Annotated in this window: 17 protein-coding genes and 4 pseudogenes; 20 read left to right on the forward strand and 1 reads right to left on the reverse strand. The window is 61.8% G+C overall.

Going from position 1 to position 21,915, the window contains the following annotated elements:
• Window positions 1–122: 122 nt before the first annotated feature.
• The 20 genes and pseudogenes from clpS (at window position 123) to HZY77_RS03210 (ending at window position 21,146) form a co-directional block, all read left to right on the forward strand.
• Window positions 123–430: pseudogene (gene clpS / locus HZY77_RS03115) on the forward strand (ATP-dependent Clp protease adapter ClpS).
• Window positions 431–2,683: an ATP-dependent Clp protease ATP-binding subunit ClpA gene (gene clpA, locus HZY77_RS03120; RefSeq protein ID WP_296818642.1), complete on the forward strand. Its 2,253-nt coding sequence runs from the start codon at window positions 431–433 to the stop codon at window positions 2,681–2,683. It begins immediately after the preceding pseudogene.
• A gap of 154 nt (window positions 2,684–2,837) precedes the next feature.
• Complete coding sequence (locus HZY77_RS03125; protein WP_296818644.1) at window positions 2,838–3,440, forward strand: hypothetical protein; 603 nt, start codon at window positions 2,838–2,840, stop codon at window positions 3,438–3,440.
• Between the two features lie 93 nt (window positions 3,441–3,533).
• A complete protein-coding gene (locus HZY77_RS03130) occupies window positions 3,534–4,631 on the forward strand; it encodes an EpsD family peptidyl-prolyl cis-trans isomerase (RefSeq protein WP_296818646.1) in 1,098 nt (365 codons plus the stop codon).
• Between the two features lie 116 nt (window positions 4,632–4,747).
• Window positions 4,748–6,169 (forward strand): mannose-1-phosphate guanylyltransferase/mannose-6-phosphate isomerase, encoded by a 1,422-nt coding sequence (locus HZY77_RS03135; protein ID WP_296818648.1) that lies wholly within the window; start codon window positions 4,748–4,750, stop codon window positions 6,167–6,169.
• A 289-nt stretch (window positions 6,170–6,458) separates the two neighbouring features.
• Window positions 6,459–6,776, forward strand: a complete 318-nt coding sequence (gene flhD, locus HZY77_RS03140) for a flagellar transcriptional regulator FlhD (protein WP_296632588.1) — start codon at window positions 6,459–6,461, stop codon at window positions 6,774–6,776.
• Between the two features lie 48 nt (window positions 6,777–6,824).
• Complete coding sequence (flhC, locus tag HZY77_RS03145) at window positions 6,825–7,379, forward strand: flagellar transcriptional regulator FlhC (protein ID WP_018508397.1); 555 nt, start codon at window positions 6,825–6,827, stop codon at window positions 7,377–7,379.
• Window positions 7,380–7,401: 22 nt separating this feature from the next.
• Entirely contained in the window at window positions 7,402–8,157 is a 756-nt protein-coding gene (locus HZY77_RS03150; protein ID WP_296818651.1) for a class I SAM-dependent methyltransferase, read from the forward strand.
• A gap of 155 nt (window positions 8,158–8,312) precedes the next feature.
• Window positions 8,313–9,171: pseudogene (gene motA / locus HZY77_RS03155) on the forward strand (flagellar motor stator protein MotA).
• 53 nt (window positions 9,172–9,224) lie between these two features.
• Window positions 9,225–10,226, forward strand: a complete 1,002-nt coding sequence (motB, locus tag HZY77_RS03160; protein ID WP_296818654.1) for a flagellar motor protein MotB — start codon at window positions 9,225–9,227, stop codon at window positions 10,224–10,226.
• A gap of 116 nt (window positions 10,227–10,342) precedes the next feature.
• A pseudogene (gene flhB, locus HZY77_RS03165) lies at window positions 10,343–11,496 on the forward strand (flagellar biosynthesis protein FlhB).
• The gene (gene flhA / locus HZY77_RS03170; RefSeq protein WP_296818656.1) at window positions 11,493–13,571 is read left to right on the forward strand and encodes a flagellar biosynthesis protein FlhA; all 2,079 of its coding nucleotides are present in this window, start codon (window positions 11,493–11,495) and stop codon (window positions 13,569–13,571) included. Before flhB ends, flhA begins: the two are co-directional and overlap by 4 nt.
• A complete protein-coding gene (flhF, locus tag HZY77_RS03175) occupies window positions 13,568–14,827 on the forward strand; it encodes a flagellar biosynthesis protein FlhF (protein ID WP_296818658.1) in 1,260 nt (419 codons plus the stop codon). Before flhA ends, flhF begins: the two co-directional genes overlap by 4 nt.
• A complete protein-coding gene (locus HZY77_RS03180) occupies window positions 14,820–15,701 on the forward strand; it encodes a P-loop NTPase (protein WP_296818661.1) in 882 nt (293 codons plus the stop codon). The genes flhF and HZY77_RS03180 overlap by 8 nt, the downstream gene beginning before the upstream one ends.
• Window positions 15,702–15,706: 5 nt before the next feature.
• Window positions 15,707–16,444 carry an RNA polymerase sigma factor FliA gene (locus HZY77_RS03185; RefSeq protein ID WP_296818664.1) on the forward strand — a complete coding sequence of 246 codons (738 nt, stop codon included), beginning with the start codon at window positions 15,707–15,709 and terminating at the stop codon, window positions 16,442–16,444.
• Window positions 16,426–17,163, forward strand: a complete 738-nt coding sequence (locus HZY77_RS03190; protein ID WP_296818667.1) for a flagellar motor protein — start codon at window positions 16,426–16,428, stop codon at window positions 17,161–17,163. The genes HZY77_RS03185 and HZY77_RS03190 overlap by 19 nt, the downstream gene beginning before the upstream one ends.
• Window positions 17,163–17,219 (forward strand): annotated as a pseudogene (locus HZY77_RS17720) (hypothetical protein); the annotation flags it as partial. The gene HZY77_RS03190 and the pseudogene HZY77_RS17720, both read left to right, overlap by 1 nt.
• 47 nt (window positions 17,220–17,266) lie before the next feature.
• Complete coding sequence (locus HZY77_RS03200; RefSeq protein ID WP_363154243.1) at window positions 17,267–17,941, forward strand: OmpA family protein; 675 nt, start codon at window positions 17,267–17,269, stop codon at window positions 17,939–17,941.
• A 59-nt stretch (window positions 17,942–18,000) separates the two neighbouring features.
• Window positions 18,001–20,376 (forward strand): endopeptidase La, encoded by a 2,376-nt coding sequence (gene lon / locus HZY77_RS03205; RefSeq protein ID WP_296818670.1) that lies wholly within the window; start codon window positions 18,001–18,003, stop codon window positions 20,374–20,376.
• A 191-nt stretch (window positions 20,377–20,567) separates the two neighbouring features.
• Window positions 20,568–21,146 (forward strand): hypothetical protein, encoded by a 579-nt coding sequence (locus HZY77_RS03210; RefSeq protein WP_296818672.1) that lies wholly within the window; start codon window positions 20,568–20,570, stop codon window positions 21,144–21,146.
• A 148-nt stretch (window positions 21,147–21,294) separates the two neighbouring features.
• Here the strand turns inward: HZY77_RS03210 and HZY77_RS03215 are convergent, their stop codons facing one another.
• Complete coding sequence (locus tag HZY77_RS03215; RefSeq protein WP_296820807.1) at window positions 21,295–21,822, reverse strand: DsrE/DsrF/DrsH-like family protein; 528 nt, start codon at window positions 21,820–21,822, stop codon at window positions 21,295–21,297.
• Between the last annotated feature and the right edge of the window lie 93 nt (window positions 21,823–21,915).

The following is a 21,915-nucleotide window of genomic DNA, read 5'->3' on the forward strand; positions in this document are numbered from 1 at the left end:
CCGGTTTTCCCCGCCTTTCCCTCCCTCGCACCCTACTTAATTGTTTGGCCCTACTTCCAGCGGGCTTGAAAAATCCTTCCATCACATCAAAATAAAGCCAGTAATCCAGGCTTATTCCGGCTATGGCAACCAAGCGAGAAGGCACTACCCTACTGGAACCGTCTGCGGCAAAGGTCAAGCCGCCGCCCTTGTACAAGGTTCTGCTGCTGAACGACGACTACACCCCAATGGAATTCGTGGTGCTGGTCCTCAAAAGTTTTTCGGCATCGACCAAGAACGGGCGACACAAATCATGCTCAAAGTGCATACTGAGGGTGTGGGTGTGTGTGGGGTATACCCAAGGGATATCGCTCACACCAAGGTCGAGCAGGTTGTGGATTTCGCGCGGCAGCATCAGCATCCGCTGCAATGTACGATGGAGGAAAGTTAGATGATTGCCCAGGAACTCGAAGTCACGCTGCACATGGCCTTCATGGACGCGCGGCAGAAGCGTCACGAATTCATTTCGGTGGAGCACCTGCTGATGGCGATGCTGGACAACCCGTCGGCAGCCGAGGTACTGCGTGCCTGTGGCGCCAATATCGATGCGATGCGTGACCAGCTCGGCAAGTTCATCGATGAGCACACCCCCAAGGTAGCGGGCGAGGGCGAGGTTGACACCCAGCCGACGCTCGGATTCCAGCGCGTGATCCAGCGCGCCATTCTGCATGTCCAGTCCTCCGGCAAGAAGGAAGTGACCGGCGCCAACGTCCTGGTGGCGGTATTCGGTGAAAAGGACTCGCATGCCGTGTATTTCCTCACCCAGCAGGGCGTGACGCGGCTCGATATCGTCAATTTCATCTCCCACGGCATTACCAAGACCCCGCAGAGCGAACCGGCGCGGCCGGACGAGGCCTCGGAAGTCAACGCCGAGGCGCCGACCAGTTCGCCGCTCGACAGCTTTGCGCAGAATCTGAATGCCCAGGCGCTGGCCGGCAAGATCGANCCCCTGATCGGGCGCGACCAGGAACTCGAACGCGTGATCCAGACGTTGTGCCGCCGCCGCAAGAACAATCCCCTGCTGGTGGGCGAAGCCGGTGTCGGCAAGACAGCGATTGCGGAAGGCCTGGCGCGCCGCATCGTCGAAAGCTCGGTGCCGGACATCCTTGCGCAGAGCACGGTGTATGCGCTCGACATGGGCGCCTTGCTGGCCGGGACCAAATACCGCGGCGACTTCGAGCAGCGCCTGAAAGGCGTACTGAAGCAGCTGGCCGACAACCCCAAGGCGATCCTGTTCATCGACGAGATCCACACCCTGATCGGTGCCGGCGCGGCGTCCGGTGGTACGCTGGATGCCTCCAACCTGCTGAAGCCAGCGCTGTCGTCCGGCAATCTGCGCTGCATTGGCGCGACCACGTACACCGAATATCGCGGCATTTTCGAGAAGGATCACGCGTTATCGCGACGCTTCCAGAAGGTCGACGTGCCGGAACCCTCGGTCAACGAAACAGTGGCGATCCTGCGTGGCCTGAAATCGCGTTTCGAAGACCATCATGGTGTCAAATACACAGCGGCTGCGCTGACCACGGCGGCGCAGTTGGCCGCGCGCTACATCAACGACCGCCACCTGCCCGACAAGGCGATCGATGTCATCGACGAGGCGGGTGCCGCCCAGCGCATCTTGCCGAAATCGAAGCAGAAAAGGACGATCACACCTCGTGAAATCGAGGACATCATCGCCAAGATCGCGCGGATTCCGCCCAAGACCGTCTCGTCCGACGACAAAAATTCCCTGAAGACGCTGGACCGCGACCTGAAGGCCGTGGTGTACGGCCAGAACGCGGCGATCGACGCGCTGGCGACCGCGATCAAGATGTCGCGCAGCGGTTTGGGCAATCCGCAGAAGCCGATCGGCAATTTCCTGTTCTCCGGCCCGACCGGCGTCGGCAAGACCGAAGTCGCGCGTCAGTTAGCCTACGTGCTGGGTGTCGAACTGATTCGCTTCGACATGTCCGAATACATGGAACGCCATGCCGTGTCACGGTTGATCGGCGCGCCGCCCGGTTATGTCGGTTTCGACCAGGGTGGACTGTTGACGGAAGCTGTCACGAAACACCCCTATGCCGTTGTTTTGCTTGATGAAGTTGAAAAAGCCCACCCGGACATCTTCAACGTGTTGCTCCAGGTGATGGACCACGGCACGCTGACCGACACCAACGGGCGCAAGGCCGATTTCCGCAACGTGGTGTTGATCATGACCACCAACGCCGGTGCGGAAATGCTCAACAAGGCGACCATCGGCTTCTCCAATGCGCGCGAAAGCGGCGACGAGATGGGCGAGATCAAGCGCATGTTCACGCCGGAATTCCGCAACCGGCTGGATGCCATCATCCCCTTCGCGCCCCTGACCGAGCCCGTCATCCTGCAGGTGGTCGACAAATTCCTGATGCAGCTGGAGGAGCAGCTGCACGAGAAGAAGGTCGAGGCGGTCTTTACCGACGCGCTCAAGGCCTATCTCGCCAAGCATGGTTTCGATCCCTTGATGGGGGCTCGTCCGATGGCGCGCCTGATCCAGGACACCATCCGCAAGGCGCTGGCCGACGAACTGCTGTTCGGCAAGCTGGCGCATGGCGGTCGGGTGACCATCGACATCGACGCCAGCGAGAAAGTCAGCCTCGAATTCGAAGAAGCAGTTCCGGTATAAATCGGTCGCAGCAAAATTACCCATAAAGATTCCGTATGGGTGGTCGTGCCGTTCTAGATACAGGTGCGTCATGGTTTGATCGCGGCCCCTCCGAAGAGCGGGGGCCGCGGCGATCAGGCGCCTGTGCACCCGTTGATCTAGAGAGGGCACGCCCATGAAGCTGTACTTCGCACCGCATATCGCCGCTCTTTCGCTGCTATGTTCCCTGCCTATTTATGTCCATGCCGCCGATGCCGGAGCGGGCACGCCTGCCGTGTCCGGCGAGGACCTGACCGCGGCAAGCGAACGCATTCGTCAGACCGGTGCGCAGATGCGCGAGGACCTGAAGAAGGCTCGCGCACGCCTTGAAGCCCAGAAGGCGCAGCAGGAAGCGGAAAGAGCACGCCAGGAGGCTGAAAAGGCACGTCAGGAAGCCGAGCGTAAACGGCAGGAAGAACTGGAACGCCAGCAGGCGCTCAAGGAAAAACAGCAGCGCGAAGCCCAGCTGGCCGCGCAGGAACGGGCACGCAAGGAGGCTGCTGCACGGGCGGAACAGGCCGAGCGCCAACGGCAGGAAGTGTTGCGCGCGAAGCAATTGGAAGCCGCCAAGCAGGAAGAAGCCAAGGCGAGAGCGGCCGCAGCGCTGAAGGCGGCGCGTGAATCCGTCGGCGTACGGGCATTCGGGGATGACCAGCAGGCAGCTCAAGCCGCCGCCAAGGCCAGGGCGGCCGAGGCGCTCAAGAAAGCGCGTATGTCGACTGGCGAGCGCGCGTTTTAAGGCCATCCGGGAACCCATTGGCATCCTGCACCTGTCAGCCGGAGGGCGAGGAAGGGCAAACAAAAAGCGCGCCAGAGGCGCCGCGAAAACCCGGTGTGGCAGGAGGAGGAGCGCCTGGGGAAGAACCCCTACCGGGAGCGCTACATATCGGAATATAGGTCAATAAGCGGCGAGTGCCATCGGTATATTGATCCGCTCCGGTGTAGTGATTTTGAATTACGGCGTAAATCTTTCTTTCTTGAGGATATTTTGAACGCCAGCTTCCTTGGCTTGCTCAATGTGGTCGAATCCCGCACCATACCGGGCATTCAAGAATGCCGGAGTGTTGATGAAAAACCCCGTGTCACCCTTGCAGTCATGCTGGCCGTATCTACGCTGCTGTCTGGCTGCGAACAGCCGGCAGCACCGTCCCCGAATACTGTTGCAGCCAAAGTAGGGGACGACACGATCAGCGAATTTGAACTGGATCGAGCGGTGGCTCGTCTGGGTTCCATGAGTGCTGCAGACGCCGCCGAGGCTCGGGGCAAGGTGCTGGAAGCCCTGATCGACCAGCATTTGGTCAGCCATGCCGCCAGGAACGCGAAGCTGGACAAGTTGCCGGAGGTTGCGCTGGCCATGCAGCAGGCACAACGCCAGGTGCTTGTGGAGGCCTATATGGAACGCCTGTTCAAGGATCTGCCCCAACCTTCGGACGTTGCCATTCGGGACTACTACAACCGGCATCCCGAATTGTTTGCGCAGCGCAAGCTATACCGCGTCCACGAACTCGAACTGCAACTGGCGGCAGGGCGGGTTGCCGAAGTGGAAGCACAGTTGAAGCAAAGCCGTAGCCTGGCCGAGTTCACCGATTGGCTGGGCACGCAAGGGATTGCCGTCAAGTCCGGCGAGGCGGTCAGGCCGGCAGAAAAGATCCCGGCCAGCATGTTGGCGCAACTCGTCAGAATGAAAGATGGCCAGGCGGTCGTGGTGCCGATGGACGCGGGTCGGGTCAGTGTGCTGCAATTGCTGGACAGCCAGGCGCAGCCCGTGTCGTTCGAGCAGGCCCGAGACGCGATCGCTCAGCTGATTCTGGGCGGGAAGCGCAAGACCCTGCTGGAAGCCGAAATCCACAAACTGCGTGGCAGCGGCAAGATCGAATATGCCAGCGGTTTTGCGCCTGCGGAGCCGGCCGCGCAGTCCGGCAAGCCTTGACCCAGCATGATCCAGATCGCCGTGGAGTGGACGGGCGGACGATTGCGGAAGTACCTCGGCATCAGGAACGGAATTTGCCTCGTTAGAACGGAATTTCAATTTCAAGAGCACTCGACATGACCACCATTCATCCCGTGATTCTCTCCGGNGGCTCCGGCACCCGACTGTGGCCGTTGTCCCGTGCGGCGCTGCCCAAGCAGCTGCTGCCGCTTGCCAGCGACCGGAGCCTGCTGCAGGACACTGTCAGCCGATTGGCGAACATGCCGGAAATGGCCGCACCTTTAATGGTTTGCAACGTGGAGCATCGCTTCATGATTGCCGAGCAGATGCGCCAGATCGATACTGCAGCGCGCGCCATCGTGCTGGAGCCGGTCGGGCGCAATACCGCNCCCGCGATTGCGGTGGCCGCATTGATGCTGTCGCGCGACGATCCGGACGCGCTGATGCTGATCCTGCCCGCCGACCACCTCATCGGCGACGTTGCGGCGTTCCACGACGCGATCCGCACCGCGGCACAAGCCGCACAGAACGGCCATCTCACCACTTTCGGTATCGTCGCAGCCACACCGGAAACCGGTTACGGCTATATCCGCAAGGGCGCGCAATTGGCCGATACCGCCGGAGCGCACCAGGTCGCTGCCTTCGTCGAAAAACCTGATCTTGCCACCGCGCAGCAGTATGTCGAATCGGGCGAGTATTTCTGGAACAGCGGCATGTTCCTGTTCCGCGCGTCGGATTTTCTGCAGGAGCTGCAGGCTTTGCGGCCCGACATCCTGGATGCCAGCCGCGCCGCACTGGATGCCGCTACGCTCGATCTCGATTTCGTACGGCTCGATCCAACTGCATTCGAGGCTTGCCCGTCGGAGTCGATCGATTACGCCGTCATGGAACATACCCGCCGCGCCGCCGTAGTTCCTGCGGACATGGCCTGGAACGATATCGGCGCCTGGTCGGCGCTGTGGGACGTGGCTGAAAAGGACGGGCAGGGCAATGCAATCCGTGGCGACGTCATGCTGGAAAACGCGCGCAACAACTTCGTCCGTGCCGAAACCCGCATGGTCGCGATGCTGGGCGTATCCGATCTGGTGGTGGTCGAAACGGCCGACGTGGTCCTGGTCGCCAACAAGGACCAGGTCCAGGACGTCAAGAAACTGGTCGATCGCCTGAAAGCTGAGAAACGCTGCGAGCATCTGGTCCACAAGCAGGTGTATCGCCCTTGGGGATGGTATGAAGGCATCGACGAAGGCGAACGTTTCCAGGTCAAGCGCATCATGGTCAAACCGGGCGAAAAGCTCAGCCTGCAGATGCACCATCACCGCGCCGAGCACTGGATCGTCGTCTCCGGCACGGCCAGCGTCACCTGCGGCGACGAGGTCATGCTGCTGACCGAGAACCAGTCCACCTACATTCCGCTCGGCACCTCGCACCGGCTGGAAAACCCCGGCAAGATCGATCTGCATATGATCGAAGTCCAGTCGGGCACCTATCTCGGCGAGGACGACATCGTCCGGTTCGAGGACATCTACAAGCGCAGCTAAGGGCGCATGATCCTGCGCTGCGGGCTGGCCGCTCGCAGCGTACTGTGTTTTCTGGTTTTATCCTGTTGTTTCAATTGGATTTATTCGGCCTTCCGACAAACCGGCCCGTCCGGCTTGCGCTTAATTCCGGCCTCGCGTGTAGGACAAACACCTACATCGGCGGTTATTGATTTCCGTCCTTCAATACAGCGCTTGTCCACATTAACTTTCCGGGTGTCGTCCGAAAACGAATTCACCACGCTGACTTAAGTGTGAGTTTGAAAAAATTCAACGAAGAAGGACAGGCAAAATGAAAATGGACGAAATGCTGGACGAAATGCGCGACGTCAATCTGAACTACCTGATGCTGGCGCAGAGCATGATCCAACACGACAAGGCGACCGCCGTCTTTCGTCTGGGCATCAGCCAGGACGTTGCCGACCTGATCGAGGCGCTGACGCCCGCACAAGTCCTCAAGCTTGCCGCGTCCGGCATGATGGTGTCGCGCTTCCGATTCGACGACGGCGTGGTGCTCAACATGCTGACCAACTACACCAAGGATCGCGCAATCGCCCAGTCCCACGCCGCCATCCTGATGGCCGGACAGGCTGTGGAAGCCTTTGCCTGATTCTGTCGTACCTGCAGCAAACGTCGCACAATAAAAGGGAGTGGCTTCATGAGCAAGAAAAGTCTGTTGACTGAAATGCGTGACACCCAGCTGGCGATCGAACTGATCGAACTCGGCGCCCGTCCGCAGGTTCTTGAATCCGAAACCACACTGTCGCGCGAACGCTTGCTCAAGCTGTACAAGGAAGTCAAAGGCGTGTCGCCTCCCAAGGGCATGCTGCCGTTCTCGACCGACTGGTTCCTGACCTGGCTGCCCAATGTTCATTCCTCATTGTTCATCAACATCCACCGCTACATCACGAAGAACAGCGATTGCAGCGGCATCGAGGCCGTGCTCAAGAGCTACCGCCTGTATCAGGAATACCTGCATACCAACCAGATCGAAGCCGTGCTGAGCTTCACCCGTGCGTGGACGCTGAATCGCTTCTTCGAAAGCCGCATGCTCGAAACGGCCGTGTGCAGTGGTTGCGGCGGCCACTTCGTGGTTCACCCCGACGACCTGAACAATCATTACGTGTGCGGCTTGTGCAATATGCCGGCACGCGCAGGCAAAACCCGCAAGGCCAAGGCGGAAGCCCAGACCGAACTGACCGCTGCCGCCTGACGGACTCTTCGGAAGTCCGGTGATGACGCGTCTGTCGGTCAGCCTTCAGTCGCTTGTCATCCAGTGCGCAGCCCTGTTGGCGGCCGTCTTCCTGAACTATCTGCTGCAGATTTCATTCTCGTATCAAGCCGCCCTCTGGCAACTTGCGTTCGCACAGGGCGGAATCGCGGCGCTCCTGAGCCGTGCATGGCGGCAGCCCGCGTGGTGGCCNCCNCTGCATCTCGGTTTCCTGCCCGCCGTACTCCTGGCCCGACAGGCTGATCTGCCTGCCTGGATCTATCTGGCCCTATTCGTGTTGCTGGTCCTGTTCTACTGGAGCACGTTCCGCACCCGGGTACCGTTGTATCTGTCCGGCCATGCAGCATGGCAATCTCTGGCATCCCTGTTGCCGCAAACCCCATTCAGCTTCATTGATCTCGGCAGCGGCCTGGGCGGTGTGCCGTTCTATCTGGAAGCGACATTTCCGCACGGCCATTTTTACGGAACCGAAATTGCACCGGCCCCCTGGTTTATCAGCCGTGTACGCGCCAGGCTCAAGGGGAGTCGGGTGGAATTCATGCGGGACGATTACGCAAGCCTCGATCTGTCTCGTTTCGATGTCGTGTTTGCCTTCCTCTCACCTGCAGCCATGCCGGCGCTGTGGCAACAGGCACAGGCCCAGATGCGTCACGACACGCTGTTCGTCAGCCTGGCGTTTCCGGTGGAAGGCCGCCTGCCAGATCACATGGTGGCAGGGGATGCAGATCCGCGCCACACGCTGTATGCCTGGCAAATGTAAGGCGTCGCAGAATGGAAATACTCGCGCTGCGCCATCAAGTTTTTGTGATTTTGTCGAATCCTCCACTTGAAAGCGCCAGTTCTTGGATGCTGCCAGACCGGGATGGAGCGGGGCCGCTCTTACTTGGTGTACCAATCAATAAGGGATAGACGGCCGTGCTAGTCATCGTTGGTTATATCGTTGTGGCGTTGAGTGTCTTTGGTGGTTTCGCACTGGCGGGCGGCCATCTGGCCGCGCTGTTCCAGCCGGTGGAATTGCTGATGATTGGCGGGGCGGCGGGCGGTGCGTTTCTGGTCGGCAACAACGGCAAGGCCGTTAAAGCCACGCTGAAGGCGCTGCCCACTGTGTTCAAGGGATCGAAATACACGCGCGCGCTGTACATGGACATCATGGCGCTGCTGTATGAATTGCTGACCAAGATCCGCAAGGAAGGCCTGATGTCGGTCGAAGCCGATGTCGATTCTCCCGAGCAGCCCCTTGTTCACGAAATATCCGACCATCCTGGCCGATCACCACATCATCGAATTCCTGACCGATTATCTGCGCCTGATGGTGAGCGGCAGCATGAATGCCTTCGAAATCGAGAACCTGATGGACAATGAAATCGAAACCCATCATCACGAAGGCGAGGTGCCCGTGCACGTCGTCGCCAAGCTGGGCGACGGCATGCCGGCATTCGGCATCGTGGCGGCGGTGATGGGGGTGGTGCACACCATGGAATCGGTCGGCCTGCCGCCGGCGGAACTGGGCATCCTGATCGCGCATGCGCTGGTCGGGACCTTCCTCGGCATCCTGCTGGCCTACGGCTTTGTCGGTCCGCTGTCCACGCTGCTCGAACAGAAGCTGCACGAATCGACCAAGATGTTCCAGTGCATCAAGGTGACACTGCTGGCCAGCATCAACGGCTATGCACCGGCGATTGCCGTCGAGTTCGGGCGCAAGGTCCTGTTCTCGACCGAACGTCCTTCCTTCAGCGAACTGGAAGAGCATGTCAAGAACGCGAAGTCGCGCTGATTTCGCGTTACCTGTCCCGATCTCCATGACGCATCCATACCCCTAGGGCATAAATGAGCGAACAAAAAGCCCCCATCGTCATCAAGCGCGTCAAGAAGGTGGCGGGGGCNCACCACGGCGGCGCATGGAAGATCGCCTATGCCGACTTCGTGACGGCGATGATGGCGTTCTTCCTGCTGATGTGGCTGCTAGGCTCGACCACCAAGGGCGATCTGGAAGGCATCGCGGAATATTTCAAGACCCCGTTGAAGGTGGCCATGCAGGGCGGCTCGGGCAGCGGCGACAGCTCCAGCGTGATCAAGGGCGGCGGGCACGACTTGACGCGCAAGGAAGGGCAGATCAAAAGAGGCGATACCAAGGCCGAGAAGAAAACCTACAACCTGAAAGCCGCCCAGGCCGAGCTTGAACGCATCGAAATGGATAATCTCAAGCAGCTGAAAAAGCGTATAGAAAAGACGATCGACGCCAATCCCACCCTGAAACAGTTCAAGCGGCAACTGCTGATCGACATCACCAGCGAAGGCCTGCGCATCCAGATCGTCGACGAACAGAACCGTCCCATGTTCAATCTGGCGAGCGCCGAACTGCAGCCCTATACCAAGGTCATTCTGCATGAAATCGGCAAGATGCTGAACGACGTGCCGAACCGGATCAGCCTGTCCGGGCATACGGATGCCACGCCTTACGCCAACGGCGCACGCGGCTACAGCAACTGGGAGCTGTCGGCCGACCGCGCCAACGCCTCGCGCCGGGCGTTGATTGCCGGCGGCATGGACGAATCGAAGATGCTGCGCGTGGTCGGCCTGGCATCGTCCGTTCCGTTCGGCCACGCGGCACCCCACGACCCGGTCAACCGCCGCATCAGCATCATCGTGATGAACAAGCGCACCGAGGAGGCCGTTACGAAGGAAGCCAGCGGCGTGAGCACCGCGGATGCCGCCGATGCGCAGGACGAGCCGGGTCAGGCCAAGGCACCGACCGGTGTACCGAAACAAGATTCCCCTCCCGCTTCAAGCACGCCGATGCCTCCGCAGGCGCCGCTTGAGGCGAAATAGCAGGCCAAATCCACCCTTATTCCCCTGATCGCCCGCACCGGACCTGGCCAATAATTCACCCTGTAGAAAGCCCGTCTCGAGCGAGAGACGGTCCCCTCTAACCAGGTGAATCAGGGATGGCTGAAGAAAGCGATCAGGAACGGACAGAAGCCCCATCGCCACAGCGATTGGAAAAGGCACGCGAAGAAGGCCAGGTGCCGCAATCGCGCGAGCTGGCTACGTTCGTCGTGCTGATGACCAGCGGCGCAGCCTTGTGGATGATGGCCAACGGCCTGGGCAAGACCATGTCGCAGATTGTGCGCGGCAGCCTGCAGTTCGATCCGGCCGTTGCGCGCGACAGCAACTACGTCATGACCCAGATGTCCGACCAGGTCCTGGAGGCCGCATTGGCACTGGCCCCCTTCCTGGCACTGGTGGTGATCGCCGTGTTGGCTTCGCCGCTGCTGCTGCGCGGCTGGCTCTTCAGTGCCAAGGCCTTCATGCCGGATTTCAAGCGCCTGAACCCGCTGTCAGGCATCAAGCGCATGTTCTCGAGCCAGGGCCTGGTCGAACTGGTCAAGTCGCTGGCCAAGGTCGGTCTGCTGGGCGTGGTGGCGGTCTGGCTGATCTGGTCCAATCTCGACGCGATTTTCTCGCTCAGCATGGAAGAGCCGACCGACGCCATCCAGCACATGGGCGATCTCATCGGAAAGATCTTCCTGCTGGCCTCGGGCGCGATGATCTTCATCGTCGTGCTGGACCTGCCGTACCAGCTCTGGAGCTATTTCAACAAGCTCAAGATGAGCAAGGAGGAACTGCGCCAGGAAGCCAAGGAATCGGAAGGCGACCCGCACGTCAAGGCACGCATTCGCGCCCAGCAACGCGAAATGGCGCGCCGCCGCATGATGGCCGAGATTCCCACCGCCGACGTCGTGGTGACCAACCCGACCCACTATGCCGTCGCGCTCAAATACACCGAAGGCAAGATGGGCGCGCCGCGCGTGGTGGCCAAGGGCGCCGACGCCGTGGCCGCGAAGATCCGCGAACTGGCTGCCGAGCACAAGATTCCGCTGCTGGAAGCGCCCCGCTGGCGCGCGCGTTGTTCCGCCACACCGAACTTGGCGACGAAATCCCGGCCACCCTGTACGCAGCGGTGGCCGAAGTGCTGGCCTACGTGTTCCAGTTGCGCCACTTCCAACAGTTGGGCGGGGCCTATCCCGAGGCGCCGACCGCCTTACCGGTTCCGCCTGAACTCGATCCGCTGCAATCCGGCATGGGGGCGAACGCATGAACGGTACCTTGAGCCTGTCCAATCTGTTCAGCAGCACCAATGCCCGCGCGCTGGCGGCACCGCTGTTCATCGTCCTCATCCTGGCGATGCTGGTGCTGCCGCTGCCGCCGTTCGCGCTGGACATGCTGTTCACCTTCAACATCGCGTTGTCCATCATGGTGCTGCTGGTCGGCCTGTCGACCAAGAAGGCGCTCGATTTCGCCGCTTTTCCCACCGTGCTGCTGCTATCGACGCTGCTGCGCCTGTCACTCAACGTCGCCTCCACCCGTGTCGTGCTGCTGCATGGCCACACCGGGCCCGACGCAGCAGGCAAGGTCATCGAGGCCTTCGGCCATTTCCTGGTCGGCGGCAACTACGCGGTCGGCATCATCGTGTTCGTCATCCTGGTGGTGATCAACTTCATCGTCATCACCAAGGGCGCGGGCCGCATCGCCGAGGTCAGCGCGCGCTTCACCCTCGACGCGATGCCGGGCAAGCAGATGGCGATCGACGCCGACCTCAATGCCGGCCTGATCGATGAGAACGAAGCGCGCCGGCGCCGTGCCGAGATTTCCCAGGAAGCCGATTTCTACGGCTCGATGGACGGTGCGTCGAAATTCGTCCGCGGCGATGCCATCGCCGGCATCCTGATCCTCTTGATCAACATCGTCGGCGGCCTCGTCATCGGCCTGATGCAGCACGACCTGTCGCTGGCGGATGCCGCGCAGAACTACACCCTGCTGGCGATCGGCGACGGCCTGGTGGCGCAGATCCCGGCCCTGGTCATCTCGATCGCCGCGGGCATCATCGTCAGCCGCGTCAGCACCGAGGAGGATATCGCCGGGCAGATGCTGTCCAACGTGTTCAACAAGACACAGGCGCTTTACATTACAGCCGCGATCCTCGGCATGATGGGCATGATTCCTGGCATGCCGAACCTGGCGTTCCTGTTGCTGGCCGGCGGCATCGTCTGGCTGGCCTGGAAAAGGGGCCACCAGAAGGAAGAGGCGCCGCCCACCGTGGAGACTGTGCCCACCCCGGCCATCGAATCCCAGGAAGCCAGTTGGGAAGACGTTGCGCCCATCGATACCCTCGGGCTGGAAGTCGGCTATCGCCTGATCCCGCTGGTCGACAATGCCGCTGACGGCGAACTGGTGCGCCGCATCAAGGGCATACGCAAGAAATTCGCCCGCGAGATCGGCTTCCTGCCGCCGGCCGTGCACATCCGCGACAACCTCGAAATCAATCCGAACAGCTATCGCATCACCCTCAAGGACGTGGAAATCGGCGGTGGCGAAGTACGCACCGGTTCTTTCCTGGCCATCGATCCGGGTACGGTCGCCACGGCATTGCCGGGCGTCGCCACGCAGGACCCGGCCTTCGGCCTGCCGGCCGTATGGATCGAATCCGATCTGCGCGAGCAGGCGCAGGCCATGGGCTATACCGTGGTCGATCCCGGCACCGTGGTCGCCACGCATCTGAACCATCTGGTGACGCTGCACGCCGCCGAGCTGCTGGGACGCCAGGAAGCGCAGGCACTGCTCGATCATCTGGGCAAGAGCGCGCCCAAGCTGGTGGAAGACCTGGTGCCGAAGATGCTGCCGCTGTCCACCGTGCAGAAAGTGCTGCAGAACCTGTTGACGGAAGGCGTGGCCATTCGCGACATGCGGACCATCATCGACACCCTGCTGGAGCATGCCGCGCGGGTGCAGGATCCGCATGAACTCACCTCACTGGTACGGGTGGCACTGGGCCGTTCGATCGTGCAGCAGATTTACGGTTCGTCGAGCGAGCTGCCGGTGATCGCCCTCGACCAGGGCCTGGAACGCCTGCTATTGCAGACGCTGCAGGCCGGCCATGATTCGGCCGGCATGGAACCGGGCCTGGCCGACACCCTGCTGGAGCGGACCCAGGTCTCGACGCAGCGCCAGGAAGCGCTCGGCCACCCTCCCGTTTTGCTGACGCCGGCCGTGCTGCGTCCGCTCCTTGCACGTTTCCTGCGGCGCACGGTGCCGCAACTCAAAGTGCTTTCACACGCCGAAGTGCCTGAAGGCAAGCAGATCAAAGTGACTTCCCTGGTAGGAGGAGCAGCATGAACGTCAAACGTATCGTCGCCAAAACATCCCGTGAGGCCATGCGCCAGTTGCGCGACGCGCTCGGACCCGATGCGGTCATTCTCTCCAATCGTGCGGTCGACGGCGGTGTGGAAGTACTGGCCCTGCCGGCCGAAGACATCGCCGCGATGGCGCCGCCTGTGGTGGATGAGCCCGTCGTGTCGCTGTCTCATCGCGCTAGGATGCAGGAAACGCTGCCCGAGCCGGAACCGGAGCCGGAAGTCACCATCAAGCGCCGCCTGATCGAACGGGTCGCCGTGCCGACCGAGGACAGCGCCCAGCTGGCGCAAAGCGTCATCAGCGAGATCAAGTCGATGCAGGCCCGGCTGGAAAGCCAGCTGGCGGATCTGGCCTGGCGCGACCTCCCGGGACGCGATCCGGCCGGGGCGTCGATCATGCGCGACATGCTGGCGGCCGGATTTTCCGCCACCCTGGCGCGCGAGATGCTGGAAAGCCTGCCCAAGGGCGACGCCGAGCAGGCGCAGGCCTGGATGCGCAACACGCTGATGAAGCGCCTGAACGTGATGCAGAGCGAAACCGACATGCTCGACGGCGGCGGCGTGTTCGCCCTGATGGGGCCGACCGGCGCCGGCAAGACCACCACCACCGCCAAGCTGGCCGCCCGCTTCGTGGTGCGCCACGGCGCCGACAAGCTGGCGCTGCTGACCACCGACAGCTACCGGATCGGCGGTCACGAGCAGCTGCGCATCTACGGCAAGATCCTCGGCGTGACCGTGCATGCGGTGCGCGACGCCGCCGACCTGCGGCTGGCGTTGTCCGAACTACGCAACAAGCACACGGTCCTGATCGACACCGTCGGCATGAGCCAGCGCGACCAGGCCGTCGCCGAGCAGGTCGAGATGCTGTGCCAGGCCGGTAAGCAGATCAAAAGATTATTGTTGCTGAACGCGACCAGCCACGGCGACACCCTGAACGAAGTGGTGCAGGCGTATCAGACACGCGGTCTGGACGGCTGCATCCTGTCGAAGGTCGACGAGGCGGCCAGCCTCGGCCCGGCACTCGACTGCGCGATCCGCCACGAGCTCAACGTGCACTACCTGGCGACCGGCCAGCGCGTGCCCGAAGACCTGCATCTGGCCAATCGCCAATACCTGATTCACCGTGCCTTCAAGACCCGCACGCTGGCTTCGCCGTGGCAGCTGGACGACAGCGAACTGGCCTTCGCCATGAGCGGCCTTCAGTCCATTCAACGTGAAAGCGCGGTGGCCCTTGGATAAATTCGTCAGCGATCAGGCCGCCGGACTGCGCCGCTTGCTGGGGCAGACCGGATTTCAGGTCATCACCGTGATGTCGGGCCAGCAGGGCGCGGGCAAGACCGCCGCCACCGCGAATCTGGCCGTCGCTCTGGCGCGCTCCGGCCGCGATGTCCTCATCGTCGATCAGGACCGGCATGGACGCGGCGCCTGCGCCGCGCTGGGGCTGACGCCGCGCTATGACGTGGCGGACGTGCTGGCCGGGCATTGCACACTGGATTCCCTGATCCTCACCGGCCCCGACAACGTGCAGGTGCTGCCGCTGGGCGGCGGCTTCAACCGCCTGGGCCGTCTGTCCGAGCGCGACCAGGAATGGCTGGCGCAGAGTTTCAACCGCTTGCAGTGCGGCGTCGACGTGGTGCTGGTGGACATGGAAGAGGCGACCGACCCGGACGCCCTGCCGCTGGGTCTGGCCGCCTCCGAGATCATGGTGGTGCTGCCGCCCGGCAACACGGCAATCACCCAGGCCTACACGCTGGTGAAGCGGCTGGCGCAGAACTTCGGTAAGCGCCAGTTCCGTCTGTTGCTCAATCGCATCGAGTCGCCTGAGCAGGCGCAGGCTGTCGCGCGCAACTTTGCCCATACCGCCGAACAGTATTTGAGAGTGTCGGTCGATTATCTGGGCTATATTCCGCTCGACGAGCGGCTCACGCGGGCAGGCCATTTGCGCACCTCGGTGGTGGATGCGTTTCCTGTCGCGCAGTCGACCTCGCAGTTCCGCAAGCTGGCCGACGGCCTGTTGCGATGGCCGCAGCCCGCCAGCCTGGGCAGCGTCGGCGGGTTCATGCAGCGCGTGATCCAGGGCGGACGCCTGGTGGAAGCCTGCAGAAGGGGGTAGGGGGCATGTACACCGCAACCGGTAAAAGCGAAAAAAGCGAGAAGAACGATCTGCTGGCGCAATACATGCCCATGGTGAAGCGCCTGGCGCATCACATGATGGGACGGCTGCCGCCCAGCGTGGAAGAAGACGACCTGGTGCAGGCCGGCATGATCGGCCTGCTCGACGCGATCAGCCGTTACGACGAAGCGCAGAGTGCGCAATTCGAGGCCTACGCCATCCAGCGCATCCGCGGCTCGATGATTGACGAGCTGCGCCAGTCCGACTGGATGCCGCGCGCGCGCCAGTCGATGCGCAAGATCGAACAGGCGATCAATACACTGCAGCACAAGCTCGGTCGGCAACCCAGCGAAACCGAGATTTCGGAATCCATGAAGATCCCGCTGGCCGAGTACCAGGCCATGCTCGGCGACGCGCGCGGCCACCAGCTTCTGTATTTCGAGGATTTCGGCGAGTCGGACGAGGACGATTCCTTCCTCGACAAGCAGTCGGCGGACGAGGCCAGCATGCCCTTGCCGCAACTGCTCGACGCCAATCTGCGCGCCTGCATCATCGCCGGCATCGAGAATCTGCCGGAGCGCGAGCAGCTGTTGATGTCGCTGTACTACGAGCAGGAGCTCAACCTGCGCGAAATCAGCGAGGTCTTCGGCGTCAGCGAGTCCCGTATCTGCCAGCTGCATGGCCAGGCCATCGCGCGACTGCGCGCCAAACTGAAGGAAGACGCATGGATCGTGGCAGCCTGATCGGGCTCGGGCTGGCGGCCGCCGCCGTACTGGGCGGCCAGGCGATGGAAGGCGGACATATTGGCTTGTTCGTGCAGCCGGCGGCCTTCCTCATCGTGATGGGCGGCACCCTGGCTGCCGTGCTGCTGCATTACCCGCTGCCGGTCTTCATGCAGGGCATGCGCATGGCGAGATGGGTATTCCGTCCGCCCGAGCCGGAGGCCGTCACGCTCATTCGCCGTGTCGTCCAATGGTCCCACACCGCGCGTCAGGACGGTCTGCTGGCGTTGGAAAGACACGTCAATATGACGCATGACCCGTTCCAGAAAACCGGGCTGCAGCTATTGATCGACGGTGCCGATGCGGCCAAGCTGCGCGATACGCTCGACGTCCAGATCGTCAATTTCGAAACGGCCGAACGCCAGGCCGCACGCGTATGGGAAGCGGCGGGCGGCTATGCGCCGACACTCGGCATTCTCGGCGCGGTCATGGGCCTGATCCATGTGATGGAAAACCTGACCGAGCCCGGCAAGCTGGGCACCGGCATCGCGGTCGCCTTTGTCGCCACCATCTATGGCGTGGGCCTGGCCAACCTGGTGTTCCTGCCCATCGCCAACAAGATCAAGTTCACCATCGCGCGCCGCGTGAGCGAGCGTGAGATCGTCTGCGACGGCCTCATGGGCATAGCGCAGGGTGACAACCCGCGCATCATCGAGGCACGCCTGAAAGGTTATCTCTGATGCGCCGCCGCCGTCGCCGCATCGTCTCCGATCACGACAATCACGATCGCTGGCTGATCTCCTATGCGGACTTCATCACCTTGCTGTTCGCCTTTTTGTGGTCATGTACGCCATTTCGGCCGTCAATGAGAACAAATACCGCATCCTGGCCAGCTCGCTTGGCAGCGCCTTCGGCAAGGCTGCAACAAACGACGTTCCGGTGCCGCAACTGCCGACAGTCACCTTGCCCCCTGAAGTCAAACAGCGCACCCTGAAACAGCAGCAGGCGATCGAAGAGCAGGCGCACATGACCGAGGTGGCGAGCAGCCTGCTCGACGTCATGGCCCCGCTGGTGAAGGAAGGCCAGGTGCGGGTCACGCAGAGCCGTCGCGGCGTCAGCATCGAGATCAATGCGAATGTCCTGTTTGCGCCTGGCCGCGCCGAACTCGAGCCGCAATCGCTGAAGGTGCTGCAGGCCGTGGCGGAAAAATTGAAGAACGAACCCTTCAACCTCGAGGTCACCGGCCATACCGACAACGTGCCGATCAGCAATTCGGCGTTTGCCTCCAACTGGGAACTGTCAGCGGTTCGTGCAACCAGCGTGGTACGTCTGCTGGCCGACAGCGGCATCGCGCCGGCCCGCCTGTCCGCCATCGGGCGCGAGGCCAGCCAGCCGATCGCGCCCAACGATACGGCGGAAGGACGCGCCCGCAACCGGCGCGTCGAGCTGATGATCCTGTCGAGCATGCCGGACACGGTCGAGGAAATTCCCGTACGTCCCAACCCACCCCGGCCTTGAAAACGAGGGGATAGGCCCGATACTTCCAGTTCTGCTTTCAGGATTGAGACGATCAGACCATGCCCAATGACCCGCTAGAAGGCGAAATCCTCCCCGATGAACGCCAGTTGCCGGCTGCGCCGGCACTGCCCGCCGAACTGTACCTGCTGCCGCTGACCGAAAAGCCGTTTTTTCCGGCGCAGACCCTGCCGCTGCTGATGAACGAAGCCCCCTGGCTGTCGACGGTGGAGGCCATCGGCGAAACCGCGCACCACATGGTGGGGCTGGTGGTGGTCAAGCCCGACAACACCGATGATGTCAAGCGGGCGGATTTCCACAGCGTGGGTACGGTGGTGCGCATCCACCACCCGGTTCGTTCCGACGGCAAGATGCAGTTCATTGCCGAGGGTTCCAAGCGGTTTCGCATCGTCGAATGGTTGTCGGACACCCCGCCCTACAAGGTCCGGGTCGATTACCCGAACGAGCCCGGCAAGCCGGAATCGGAGGAGATCCGCGCCTATTCCATCGCCATCATCAACACGATCAAGGAGTTGCTGCCGCTCAACCCGCTGTATTCGGAGGAATTGAAGTTCTTCCTCAACCGCTTCGGGCCCAACGAGCCGTCGCAGCTGACTGATTTCGCCGCCAGCCTCACCACCGCCTCGAAGCAGGAACTGCAGGAGGTGCTGGAAGCCTTCGGCTTGAAGAAGCGCATGGAGAAGGTGCTCGTCCTGCTGAAAAAGGAACTCGACGTCGCGCGCCTGCAGTCGCAGATACGCGAACGCGTCGACGAGAAGATGAGCGAGCAGCAGCGCGAGTTCTTCCTTCACCAGCAGCTGCGCGCGATCCAGAAGGAACTGGGCATCGCCAAGGACGACAAGACCGCCGAGCTCGACACCTTCCGCGAGCGTCTCGCCAAGCTGACGCTGCCTGAACAGGCACAAAAGCGCATCGACGAGGAAATGCACAAGCTGTCGCTGCTGGAGACGGGGTCGGCCGAATACACCGTCACCCGCAACTATCTCGACTGGCTCACCGTGCTGCCGTGGGGCATCCATACCCAGGACAAGATCGACCTCGAGCGCGCGCGCCGCATTCTCGACCGCGACCACGACGGGCTGGAGGACGTCAAGGACCGCATCATCGAATTCCTCGCCGTCGGCGCCATGCGTGGCGAAATGGCCGGCTCGATCCTGCTCTTGATCGGCCCGCCCGGCGTCGGCAAGACCTCGATCGGCAAGTCCGTCGCCGAGGCGCTGGGGCGCAAGTTCTACCGATTCTCGGTCGGCGGCATGCGCGACGAGGCCGAGATCAAGGGCCATCGCCGCACCTACATCGGCGCCATGCCGGGCAAGTTCGTGCAGGCGCTGAAGGAGGTCGGCTCGGCCAACCCGGTCATCATGCTCGACGAGATCGACAAGATCGGCGCGAGCTACCAGGGCGACCCTGCGAGCGCGCTGCTCGAAGTACTCGACCCCGAGCAGAACGCCGACTTTCTCGACCATTATCTCGACGTGCGCTTCGATCTGTCCAAGGCGCTGTTCATCTGCACCGCCAATGACTTCTCGATTNNCCCGTCGGCGCTGCTCGACCGCATGGAGGTCATCCGCCTGTCGGGCTACATCACAGAGGAAAAGGTCGCCATCGCCAAGCATCACCTGTGGCCGCGCGTGCTGGAACGGGCTGGGCTGAAGAAGAATCAGCTCGTGATCAGCGAAGGCGCGATCCGCCACGTGATCGAGGGCTACGCCCGCGAGGCCGGCGTGCGCAACCTGGAAAAGCAGCTGGGGCGGGTCGCGCGCAAGGCCGTGGTGAAAATCCTCGGCGGCACGGCCACGCCGATCAAGATTGGCGTCAAGGAGATCGAGAGCTATCTCGACAAGCCCGTGTTCACCAAGGAGAAGCCACTGACCGGTGTCGGTGTCGTGACTGGACTGGCCTGGACCGCAATGGGCGGCGCGACACTGCCGGTCGAGGCGTCGCGCATTCACACGCTGAATCGTGGCTTCAAGCTCACCGGCAAGCTCGGCGAGGTAATGAAGGAATCGGCCGAGATTGCCTACAGCTACGTCGCCTCGCACCTCAAGGCCTACGGCGCCGACTCGGCCTTCTTCGACAAGAGCTTCGTTCACCTGCACGTGCCGGAAGGCGCCACCCCCAAGGATGGCCCCAGCGCCGGCGTCACCATGGCCACCGCGCTCCTGTCGCTGGCGAAGAACAANAAGATTCCGCGCCCGCTCGCCATGACCGGAGAACTCACGCTCACCGGCCAGGTGCTGCCGGTCGGCGGCATCCGCGAAAAGGTCATCGCCGCGCGCCGCATCGGCCTGCACGAACTCATCCTGCCCGAAGCCAACCGCCGCGACTTCGACAAGCTGCCCGACCACATCCGGGCCGGGATGACGGTGCATTTCGCGAAGCGGTATCAGGATGTGGCGGAGGTGGTGTTCGGGTGAGGATGATGAAGTTGAAGTGTTACGCGAACTTCCCTCCGCGACTTTTTGGTTTGCGTAAGCTGACGAGCAGGGCGTAGAGTTCTGCGCAATCAAACAATTACAGCGCGTAACGCGACGGCCGTTCCGATTTAGACGGCGTGCGACGTCACACGGTGCACCGTCTAAGTAACGTTGTTCCGCAGAGGCGATTGATGCTTGAACCACTTACAAAGTTCGACGTTGCGAGACGGCAATTGTCGACAGCCATCGAGTTGTTCTTTGCCGGCCGAGACGCTGTCTCGGTCTATTCGCTTGCGACCAATGCTTGGGAGATCATCGACGTTCTGTGTGCAAAGGCTGGAATTGACAGCTTCTCTTTTCAGGCCCGTGAGAACGTTCCGGAAGGCAAAGATCTAAAGCGCAACTACATTAACTTTCCGTACCGCAACTTCTTCAAGCACGCGGACAGCGACAGCGAGAAAACCTTGGCTCCCTTGCCCGACTCGCAAGTCGAAGGAGTGCTGTTTCTGGCTGTCGAGGACTACATCCGATTGAATGGCCGATCGCCGGTGCAGCTTCAAGTCTTCCAGCTTTGGTACCTGGCAAAACACCCTGAAAAATTGGACGCAGCTGTTGCTGATGAACTGATTGAAGGATGCGCGAGTGCTTTTCCGGGGCTTTCTTCTCTTTCGCGTGATGCCCAACTTACACTCGGCGCTCAAGTGCTCGCGCACGCGGCGGAAGATAAAGAACTCGCTAACGATCCGAGGACGGAACGTGCTTTCGCATAGCAAAACCGCAAATCAACAGCGGCCTAACATCCTAGTTAACACGGATCGTTGAGCATCGTGTCTGGGGCCAGGTCCTGCAAAAGCATACCTGCTACCCCAATGCCCTAGCCGCGCCGATGTATCCGGCGCGGCTAGGGCACGACACGACTCAGATGAACAAACACACATCCGACTTCTGCGCCTGCGGCAGGTAGCTCGCCGCGCCAATCCAGCCGGCGATCTCCGGGATGAACTCGTCCTGCGAATAGCCGAACAGGTCGACGGTCATCTGGCAGGCATAGAGCTTGGCGTCGGCTTCGAGGCAGGCGCTGCGCAGTTCGTCGATACTGGCGACGCCCTTGTTCTTCACTGTCTGCTGCATCAGCCCGGTCGCCACTTTTTCGAAACCGGGCACGCCGGCCATGACGACATTCGGCACCTTCCAGTTGATGTCCTTGAGCCATTGCGGGCCGAACGGCATCTTCATCGGCATGCTGGGGTTGCCGAGCGGGCTGATCTCCAGGTGCAGGTCCTTCTTCAGCAGTTCGAGCCCGTAGAAGGTGAAGAACACCGATACATCCCAGCCGAGCGCGCCGGCGGTGGAGGCGAGGATGAAGGGCGGGTAGGCCCAATCCATCGTGCCCTTGGTGGCGATGATGGACAGCGACGGCACGTGCGCGGCTTCGCGCTCGGCCATTTTTCNCTCGAAGCGCTGGTCGAACCACTGGTCGAGCAGCGCTGGAGTGAGATGTTCGGCGAGGAGTTTTTCAGGTGCGCCCATGGTCGTCTC

It is taken from the genome of Thiobacillus sp. (assembly GCF_013693775.1).
In the GTDB taxonomy this organism is placed as follows: domain Bacteria; phylum Pseudomonadota; class Gammaproteobacteria; order Burkholderiales; family Thiobacillaceae; genus Thiobacillus.

Coding starts and splice junctions, on each gene's coding strand:
- HZY77_RS03125 (WP_296818644.1), top strand. CDS start 2,838: ATGAAGCTGTACTTCGCACCGCATATCGCCGCTCTTTCGCTGCTATGT.
- flhD (WP_296632588.1), top strand. CDS start 6,459: ATGAAAATGGACGAAATGCTGGACGAAATGCGCGACGTCAATCTGAAC.
- flhC (WP_018508397.1), top strand. CDS start 6,825: ATGAGCAAGAAAAGTCTGTTGACTGAAATGCGTGACACCCAGCTGGCG.
- flhA (WP_296818656.1), top strand. CDS start 11,493: ATGAACGGTACCTTGAGCCTGTCCAATCTGTTCAGCAGCACCAATGCC.
- flhF (WP_296818658.1), top strand. CDS start 13,568: ATGAACGTCAAACGTATCGTCGCCAAAACATCCCGTGAGGCCATGCGC.
- HZY77_RS03185 (WP_296818664.1), top strand. CDS start 15,707: ATGTACACCGCAACCGGTAAAAGCGAAAAAAGCGAGAAGAACGATCTG.
- HZY77_RS03190 (WP_296818667.1), top strand. CDS start 16,426: ATGGATCGTGGCAGCCTGATCGGGCTCGGGCTGGCGGCCGCCGCCGTA.
- HZY77_RS03200 (WP_363154243.1), top strand. CDS start 17,267: ATGTACGCCATTTCGGCCGTCAATGAGAACAAATACCGCATCCTGGCC.
- HZY77_RS03210 (WP_296818672.1), top strand. CDS start 20,568: ATGCTTGAACCACTTACAAAGTTCGACGTTGCGAGACGGCAATTGTCG.
- HZY77_RS03215 (WP_296820807.1), bottom strand. CDS start 21,822: ATGGCCGAGCGCGAAGCCGCGCACGTGCCGTCGCTGTCCATCATCGCC.